This is a genomic window from Bradyrhizobium sp., assembly GCF_035570375.1.
GTDB lineage: Bacteria > Pseudomonadota > Alphaproteobacteria > Rhizobiales > Xanthobacteraceae > Bradyrhizobium.
Window position 1 is genome coordinate 22861 of the sequence record NZ_DATMLW010000083.1, and the last position, 6285, is coordinate 29145.

7 protein-coding genes are annotated in these 6285 nt (G+C 61.6%); all 7 read left to right on the forward strand.

Annotation, left to right across the window (positions count from 1 at the left end):
- The first annotated feature begins 185 nt into the window (after positions 1–185).
- Positions 186–1445, forward strand: coding sequence for an MFS transporter (locus VNX23_RS09310; protein ID WP_325629276.1), 1260 nt, complete (start codon positions 186–188; stop codon positions 1443–1445).
- A 172-nt stretch (positions 1446–1617) separates the two neighbouring features.
- Entirely contained in the window at positions 1618–2331 is a 714-nt protein-coding gene (locus VNX23_RS09315) for a TetR/AcrR family transcriptional regulator (RefSeq protein ID WP_325629278.1), read from the forward strand.
- A 77-nt stretch (positions 2332–2408) separates the two neighbouring features.
- A complete protein-coding gene (locus VNX23_RS09320; protein ID WP_325629280.1) occupies positions 2409–3125 on the forward strand; it encodes a PIG-L deacetylase family protein in 717 nt (238 codons plus the stop codon).
- On the forward strand, positions 3122–3814 hold the full coding sequence (locus tag VNX23_RS09325) for a 4-carboxy-4-hydroxy-2-oxoadipate aldolase/oxaloacetate decarboxylase (protein ID WP_325629282.1): 693 nt from the start codon (positions 3122–3124) through the stop codon (positions 3812–3814). Before VNX23_RS09320 ends, VNX23_RS09325 begins: the two co-directional genes overlap by 4 nt.
- Position 3815: 1 nt before the next feature.
- Positions 3816–4670 carry an ABC transporter substrate-binding protein gene (locus VNX23_RS09330; RefSeq protein ID WP_325629284.1) on the forward strand — a complete coding sequence of 285 codons (855 nt, stop codon included), beginning with the start codon at positions 3816–3818 and terminating at the stop codon, positions 4668–4670.
- A 13-nt stretch (positions 4671–4683) separates the two neighbouring features.
- The gene (locus VNX23_RS09335) at positions 4684–5643 is read left to right on the forward strand and encodes a catechol 2,3-dioxygenase (protein ID WP_325629286.1); all 960 of its coding nucleotides are present in this window, start codon (positions 4684–4686) and stop codon (positions 5641–5643) included.
- Between the two features lie 148 nt (positions 5644–5791).
- The coding region (locus VNX23_RS09340) for a DUF1080 domain-containing protein (RefSeq protein ID WP_325629288.1) at positions 5792–6285 on the forward strand (494 nt) is incomplete at its 3' end.

Consider the following 6285-nt stretch of genomic DNA (forward strand, 5'->3'; position numbering starts at 1 on the left):
GCCGCGGGCTGCTGTCGCAAAGTCTCATGGCAGCCATCGCCGAAGACGGTGTCTATGGCCTGACACAACCTTGACGTCGAGGCCGGTGCGGATTTCATTTCACTGAAAGCAAGCTCGCGGCCGGAAAAGGTCTAGGGGGCAAGAAACAGGGCAGGGTGGAACGCGATGAACCGCGGCATCGAAACTTGAGCAAGCTTGCGCGATCCTCCGGGCTCGCTCCTTTCCGTATCAGGAATTATCGTTTTCAGTGGCCTGCCGATCTGCTCACGTCGTGGGCTTTCGAGATGGAGACGCTGATCCTTGGCTGGTACGTGCTCGTCGAGACCGGATCGGTCCTGCTGCTGACCTTGCTCGCCTCCCTCAACTATACCGGGACCCTGATCGCGCCGATGTTTGGCGTGGCCGGTGATCGCATCGGCCACCGCGACCTGCTCGTCATGATGCGCACCACCTATACGGTCCTTTCCGCAACCTTGATGACGCTGGCGCTGATGGGCCAACTCAGTCCGCTCTACGTCCTGATCATCGTTGCTGTCATGGGCCTCGTTCGCCCGTCCGACCTGGGCGTGCGCGGTGCGCTGGTCGCGACCATCATGCCGCCGGCGCAGCTGATCGGAGCGATCAGCGTCTCCAGAACCACGATGGATACGGCGCGCATCGCCGGCGCGCTGAGCGGGGCGGGGTTGTTCGCCGCGCTCGGCATCGGACCTGCTTACGTGGCGATCGTCGGTCTTTATGCCATCAGCACGGCGCTCACATTCTGCGTCGTGGCGCCGGCGAAACCGCATCCTGCTTCCAAAAGAGCCGACGGCGCACGGTGGCGCTCTCCAATCCGCGACCTTCGGGAGGGCGTGGCCTATGTCTGGACCACGCCGACCATGCGCGCCGCGATCTGGGTCGCGTTCCTCGCCAACCTCACCGCCTATCCTTTTTCCAACGGACTGTTGCCCTATATCGCGCGGGAGATTTACGGCACCGGCCAGACCGGGCTCGGATATCTGTCGGCCAGTTACGCCGTCGGCTCGCTGGCAGGCTCGATCGTCCTGAGCATGACCGGCGGCATCCCCGTGGCCCGGCTGATGATCAGTTCGACAATTGTCTGGTACGCGATGCTGCTTGTGTTCGCGCATTTGCAAAGCATGCCGGCCGCGATCGCCTGCCTGGTGCTGGTCGGCTTTTCGCAGAGCCTTTGCATGATTTCGCTTGCGGTGATCTTGATGCGCACAGCGAGCGAGCATTTCCGCGGCCGGGTGATGGGCGTTCGAATGCTTGTGATCTACGGCCTGCCGCTGGGGCTGCTTGCGGCGGGCACACTGATCGATGAGGTCGGCTTCACAGCGACCGCAACGCTGTATGCGGCTGCCGGTCTCGCGCTGATGCTGGGCATCGCGCTGCACTGGCGGGCTGATCTGTGGTACCTGCGCGCGCCGGCGAATGCGAACTAGCGCGGCGGATTGGACGTTCCTATCAGTCTCGCCGCGAGTGCGTTATGCGGGTCCTTTGCTTTGCCTCGCGCGGGACCTTTTCATGCGACCCGGGCAAGGGCATGTGAACTTGCCTTGCCCCAATACTCAGATATTTGTTGACTTGACCGGGTCTTTTGTACATCCGTACAAAATGTCACGTCCGTCCGACAGCGACGCAGCCGCTACGCGCAAGCCAAACATGCGCGAGGCGATACTGTGGGCCGCCGAAGAACTGTTTTCGACCAACGGGTTCAACGCGGTGTCGATTCGGGACATCGCGCAAGCCGCCGGAGCAAACCCCGGCAGCGTGACCTATCATTTCAAGACCAAGGACGGGCTGCTTCTCGAAATCTATCGGCGTCATTGCGGCCCGATGAACCGCAGACGGTCGGAGTTGCTCGCGGCGGCAAGGCGGGTGCGGGACCTCTCCGATCGCCTGGAGGCGATCGTTCGCGCCTATGTGCTGCCGGCATTCTCTTCCGGCAGCGATCTTGCAGGCGGAGGGGCGCGCTTCACCAGGCTGCGCGCGGTGATGTCGGCGGAAGGAAACGAGGTCGCGGGTCGCATCATCGCGCAGACCTTCGACGACACCAGTCACGCCTTTATCGATGCGATCTGCGAAAGCCTGCCGCACATTCCGCGCACCGAAATCGTCTGGCGCAGCCACTTTCTGCTCGGGGCGCTTTACTACACGCTGGTCACGCCGGAGCGCGTGTCGCGGCTGTCGCGGGGTGAGGCTGACGGCACCGATGCGGCTCATGCCATCGAGCAGCTCGTGTGCGCAACCGTGGCATCGCTTCAGGCAGCCCCAACGGAGCAACCGGCGCCGATACGCAGACGCGCTCCGCTACCTGCCAAGAACTAGCAGGCTAACGTGCGCGCTAGCGCCGCGGCGGACGGGTCGACGCTTAAAGAAGTTTGCGAACGGTTAGAGGCAAGGCCATGGCAAAGACAGGTTTGGTGGTTTCGGCGCATCCCGGCGATTTCGTGTGGCGCGCGGGCGGAGCCATCGCGCTTCACGCCAGGAAAGGTTACCGGATCAAGATTGTCTGCCTGGCATTCGGCGAGCGTGGGGAATCCCAGTTCGCCTGGAAGCAGCCGGGCATGACGCTGGAGAAAGTGAAGGCCGGCCGCAAGGACGAGGCGGAGCGCGCCGCGGCTGCGCTCGGAGCTGAAATCGAATTCTTCGACGCCGGCGATTACCCGCTGCACCTCGACCGCGCACACATGGAGCGGCTGATCGACATTTACCGCGAGCTCAACCCGAGCTTTGTGCTGACACATTCGCTGGAAGATCCCTACAACGTCGATCATCCCGCGGCCGCCGCCTATGCCCAGGAGGCGCGGATCGTGGCGCAAGCCATGGGGCACAAGCCGCAGGCCGACTACAGCTACGCCGCACCTCCAATGTTCCTGTTCGAGCCGCACCAGCCGGAGATGTGCAATTTCAAGCCGCAGGTGATCCTCAACATCGACGAGGTCTGGGACACAAAGCGCAAGACGTTCGAGATCCTCGCCGCCCAAAAACATCTGTGGGCGTATTACGAACGGGTCGCGCTGCAGCGGGGCATGCAGGGCGGGCGCAATTCCGGCAAGGCCATGACCTACGGCGAAGCCTATCAGAGGCTGTTCCCGATGGCATTGGAGGAGTTCATATGAAGACCGTTGTCGTTCGCAACATCACCCGCGCCGATGCCGATGTCGTCAAGCGGCTCGCCGCGCTCGGGGTCGCAACGGTGCACGAGGCCTATGGCCGCCTCGGCCTGATGAAGCCGTATATGCGGCCGATCTGGGCGGGCGGTGAAGCGGCCGGCACCGCCGTCACCGTGTTGGCGCAGCCCGGCGACAACTGGATGATCCATGTCGCGGTCGAACAGTGTCGGCCGGGCGACATCCTCGTGGTCGGCTGCACCGCCGACAATACCGACGGCATGTTCGGAGATCTGCTGGCGACATCGCTGATGGCGCGCGGCGTCACAGGACTGGTGATCGATGCCGGTTGCCGCGACGTGAAATCACTTCAAGCGATGGGCTTTCCGGTGTGGTCGAAGGCAATTTCGGCCAAGGGAACGGTGAAAGCGACGCTGGGCGCGGTCAACGTCCCCGTGGTCTGCGCCGGCATCAATGTTCACCCGGGCGATGCCGTGATCGCCGACGACGACGGCGTGGTGGTGGTGGGCAAGAAGCATGCTGCCGAGGTCGCCGTCAGGGGCGAAAAACGCCAGGCGGACGAGGAGGGCAAGCGGCGCCAGCTCGCCTCCGGCGTGCTCGGGCTCGACATGTACAATATGCGCGAGCCGCTGGCGAAGGCAGGCCTTGTCTATATCGACGAACCGGAGAGCGATTGACGTGGCGGTACGTTTGCGCACTTTGCTCGGTGATCACAAGTGCACCGCCGCGCTGAAAAGCGGCGCGATCAAGTCGGATATCGTCGCCTTCGACTTCGTCGACTATTCGCCGACCAACAAGGGCTTCAAGCCGATGGTCCGGGACGGCGCGTTCGACGTCTCCGAGATGGCGATCGTTACTTATCTGATGGCGAAAAGCTTTGACAAGCCGATGGTACTGCTGCCGCACGTAGTGCTGGCGCGATTCCAGCATTCCTACGCGCTTTACAATGCGAAGCAGGGAAACCTGAAGCCCGCCGATCTCAACGGCAGGCGCGTCGGCATCCGTTCGTTCACCACCACCACCGGCGCGTGGCTGCGCGGCATCCTCGCCAACGATTACGGCGTCGATCTGAACTCCATCGACTGGGTGACGTTCGAGGATGCGCATGTCGCCGAATTTAAAGACCTCACCAAAAGGGCGCCGGCCGGAAAAAACATCGTCCAGATGTTGCTCGATGGCGAGCTCGATGCGGTGATCGGCGAGAAATCGAATCAGGCTGGTCTCAAGCCGCTGTTTTCCGACGCGGAAAAGGAAGAAAAGGCGTGGTTTGCCAAACACGGCATCGTGCCGATCAATCACATGGTGGTCGTCAGCCAAAAACTCGCCAGCACGAATCCGCAAATCGTGCGCGAGGTGTTCAGGCTGCTGAAGGAAAGCGCAGCGGTGGCGCAAAATGCCTCGCCCCAGTTCACTCCTGACGAAATGCGCCGCTCGCTGCAACTGATCATCCAATGCAGTGTCCAGCAGGGACTTGTTCCACGCGCTTATGCGGTCGATGAATTGTTCGACGATCTGACGCCGACCTTGATTTGAAGGATTTTTCAGGATGAACCCCGAGCCCATCATGGATCTCGCCCATCTCGGCCATCTGGAATTGCTGACGCCGAAACCGGACGAGAGCCTGAAGTTTTTCGTCGACGTCATGGGCATGACCGTCAGTGGCCGCAAGGGCGAGTCGGTGTATTTGCGAGGCTGGGACGATTACGAGCGCTATTCGCTCAAGCTCACTGCCTCAAAGACTTCAGGAATGGAGCATATGGCTTTGCGGGCGCGAAGTCCGCAAGCGCTAGAGCGGCGGGTCGCGGCGCTCAAGGGGTCCGGATTCGAGATCGGCTGGACCGATGGCGATCTCGGCCATGGGCCGGCGTTCCGCTGCCGCGATCCGGACGGCCATGTCATCGAACTCTACTACGAGACCGAATGGTATGAGGCCGCGGGCGAACTGAAGCCCGCGCTGAAGAACCAGGCGCAGCGCTTTCCGGCGCGCGGCGTCAATGTCCGCCGCCTCGATCATCTCAATTGCTTGGCGGTCGACATCAAGGCCAACCGCATTTTCTTTGAACAATATCTGGGGTGCCGGCTGACCGAGCAGATCGTGCTCAACGACGGCACCGAAGCCGCGATGTGGATGGCGGTATCGAACAAGAGCTACGACTTTGCCTATTCCCACGATCACTCCAATACGCCAGGCCGTTTCCATCACATCACTTACGCGCTCGATAGCCGCGAGGATGTGTTGCGCGCCGCCGATATCTTCCTCGAGAACGGCGTCTTCATCGAGACCGGTCCGCACAAGCACGCCATCCAGCAGACATTCTTTCTTTATGTCTATGAGCCCGGCGGCAACAGGGTCGAGGTTGCGAACGCAGGTGCGCGGCTGATTTTGGCGCCGGACTGGAGGCCGATCGTGTGGACCGAGGAAGAACGCAAAAAGGGGCAGGCGTGGGGATTGAAGACGATCGAGTCCTTCCATACCCACGGCACGCCGCCGGTCGAGGGCCATTGATCGTTCACACCGTATTGATTTTGGCTATGCGCGGTCGCCTTCGGCTGACTTCCCGGAAGATTTGTCTCCTGCTATCGTCCGCGCGATCCAAACCTGTCGGCCCGTTCGGGCCAGTATCAAAAACAACATCAATTGGGAGGATATCTTGATGAAACGCCGATCCGCCGTCGCGGTGCTTTTTCTTGGGCTAGCCGCATTGTCCTGGTCACCGCAGGCTTCGAGCGAAACTGGCTGGGTCTCGCTGTTCGATGGCAAGAGCCTCGACGGCTTCAGCAAGATCGGTGACGCCAACTGGCGCGTCGAGGACGGCATGATCGTTGCCGACAAGGGCAACGGCTTCCTGGTCACCAAGAATGACTACAAGGACTATGAGATCAGGGCTGAATTCTGGGTCGAAGCCGATTCCAACAGCGGCGTTTTCCTTCGCTGCACCAATCCCGAAAAGGTCGGCGCCGACAATTGCTACGAGGTCAATATCTGGGACGCGCGGCCCGATCCGAGCTATGGCACGGGCGCCATCGTCAATGTCGCCAAGGTCGACCCGATGCCGCATGCGGCCGGCAAATGGAACACCTACGAGATCACCGCGAAGGGTTCGTCCTTCACGGTTGTCCTCAACGGCCAAAAGACCGTTGACGGGGT

Coding starts and splice junctions, on each gene's coding strand:
- VNX23_RS09315 (WP_325629278.1), top strand. CDS start 1,618: ATGTCACGTCCGTCCGACAGCGACGCAGCCGCTACGCGCAAGCCAAAC.
- VNX23_RS09320 (WP_325629280.1), top strand. CDS start 2,409: ATGGCAAAGACAGGTTTGGTGGTTTCGGCGCATCCCGGCGATTTCGTG.
- VNX23_RS09325 (WP_325629282.1), top strand. CDS start 3,122: ATGAAGACCGTTGTCGTTCGCAACATCACCCGCGCCGATGCCGATGTC.
- VNX23_RS09335 (WP_325629286.1), top strand. CDS start 4,684: ATGAACCCCGAGCCCATCATGGATCTCGCCCATCTCGGCCATCTGGAA.